Source organism: Microcoleus sp. LAD1_D5 (assembly GCF_036702115.1).
Taxonomy (GTDB): Bacteria; Cyanobacteriota; Cyanobacteriia; order Cyanobacteriales; family Microcoleaceae; genus Microcoleus.
The window spans coordinates 1-2,465 of sequence record NZ_JAUBSA010000165.1; the positions used below are offsets into that span (position 1 = coordinate 1).

Here is a 2,465-nt window from a genome sequence, read left to right on the forward strand (position 1 = left end):
CTTGGTGCGACTCGTTTAACCTAAAATAAGGGTTTTAAACCCTTATGGGACGGTTAGCCTAGCCGATTAACTCGGTTAGCGACAACTGATTGCATATATAGGTGAGACTCTGTGAGTCAAGTCCTATCCCTCAAGTGCAGAGGTGAAAGCATATCCCCTAGTATGACTGGTAGCAACAGTCAGGCTAAAGCGGGGATAAAAGGCAGAACTACTGAGAGCCAAACTCGGTAACTGTCGAGCAAGAATCCATGCGTAGCGCAAGCAAAGATGTGTCCGAACCATCGTCACCCTAAATGGTGTAATGGCTAAATCAAGGATAAACCTGTTGAAAAACACAGTAAGACCTGATTAACACCAAGCCAAAAGGCAAGGATAGGGCATAAGCGGATCAAGTCCCGACTTATAAGCACAAGCCTACAAAACCCGGTGGAAAGCATCACGCTAAAGATTCAACCAATGTGCAATCGGAACGAAGTAACCAAACTAATTATCTCTGGAAAGGTCGATAACCAGTAAGTAGCTAACGAATGATAGTTAGGGGCGGGATTGTATCAAAAGCAAAAGCCTCTTTGTAATGTTGAGGATATGCTGACAGATACACGGTAATTTCAAAGATAGAGTCCTAGTAGCAATATATATGTCTAATACGCAGAACAATCTGACGGTGGAATGGAAAGACCTCAACTGGCGAAAGTTAGAAAGGGTTACTTTCAAGTTGCAAAAACGAATCTATCAAGCGAGTAAACGTGGTGATGTTAAAGCAGTTCGTAAACTTCAAAAGACCTTGATTAGGTCTTGGTCTGCAAAGTGTATTGCGGTTCGTAGGGTAACTCAAGACAACAAAGGAAAGAATACGGCAGGAGTGGATGGCGTTAAATCGTTAACCCAAAAGCAACGAATCAACCTGGTAGGCAAGTTAAAGTTAACAGGTAAAGCAAAACCCACTCGTAGGGTTAATATTCCTAAACCTGGAACTACTGAAACTAGACCGTTAGGCATCCCAACGATAAACGACCGCGCATTGCAAGCGTTAGTTAAACTAGCGTTAGAACCAGAATGGGAGGCTAAGTTTGAGCCAAACAGTTATGGTTTTCGACCAGGACGTTCCTGTCACGATGCGATTGAAGCAATATTCGACAGTATTAGTAAAAAAGCCAAATATGTACTAGATGCTGATATTGCCAAATGCTTTGACCGTATAGACCATAAAGCGTTACTCTCCAAAATACACACATACCCCACCTTAAACCGCCAATTAAAGACATGGCTCAAAGCAGGGTACTGTGTAGGACATGAATTATTCCCTACTAATGATGGTACTCCACAAGGCGGGGTAATCTCTCCCTTACTTGCCAACATTGCCTTACATGGTATGGAAGAAAGAATAAAACAGTACGCGGAAACACTAAAAGGATGCAAACGGGATAACCGTTACGCCCTTAGCCTAATCCGTTACGCTGATGACTTCGTGATAATCCATGAGGATTTAAGCGTGGTCAAGAAATGTCAGGAGATAATTGCAGATTGGTTAAGTGATATGGGATTGGAACTGAAACCAAGTAAAACAAAATTAACTCACACCCTTAATGAAATAGAAGGAAATGTTGGGTTTGAGTTTTTAGGATTCCATGTACAACAACACCAAGTAGGAAACTATCGAAGTGCTAAAACATCAAAAGGAAATCCGCTAGGTTTTAAAACACTAATTACCCCCACCAAAACCAAGGCTAAATTACATCTAGCAAAGATTGCCGAAGTAATAGACACCCATAAAACTGCCCCGCAAGCTGCTTTAATAAGCAAGCTGAATCCAATAATTAGGGGATGGTCAAACTATTACTCGACAGTTGTCAGCAAAAAAATATTTTCAAAGGTTGACAATCTCACCTGGGGAAAGATAATATCTTGGGCAAAAAGGAGGGGAAAAGGGAACATCAACAAGGATAAATACTGGAGAACAGTAGGCGACCGTAATTGGTGTTTCAGTACAGAGGACGGAGTGGAATTACTCACCCATGCAAGTACGCCAATCGTAAGGCATACAAAAGTCAAAGGTGTAGCCAGTCCGTTTGATGGTAACTGGATTTATTGGAGTAAACGAAGAGGTGAATACCCAGAAACCCCTACCAGGGTTGCATCATTAATCAAGAAACAAAAGGGTATTTGCTCTCACTGTGATTTGTACTTTACCAGTACAGATATTGTAGAAGTTGACCATATTAAACCGACTTCGTTAGGTGGAAAAGACACCTATGACAACCTACAACTTCTGCATAAACACTGCCACGACACAAAGACAGCAACAGACAGGTCAATGCGCTCTAAAGGAAGTGTTAAAACCTGATAGTTGGTCTTGAGTCGTATCCATAACAAGGATGGAATTATCAAGGAGCCGTGTGAGGTGAAAGTCTCACGCACGGTTCTGAAGGAGAGGTAGGGGTGGCAACGCCCCTATCGACTCTAAC

General features: G+C 42.2%; 1 protein-coding gene. It reads left to right on the top strand.

All coding sequences use genetic code 11. The annotated features are described in order from the left end of the window. The first annotated feature begins 637 nt into the window (after positions 1-637). The gene (gene ltrA / locus QUA70_RS28295; protein WP_333351066.1) at positions 638-2,344 is read left to right on the top strand and encodes a group II intron reverse transcriptase/maturase; all 1,707 of its coding nucleotides are present in this window, start codon (positions 638-640) and stop codon (positions 2,342-2,344) included. Positions 2,345-2,465: the final 121 nt, after the last annotated feature.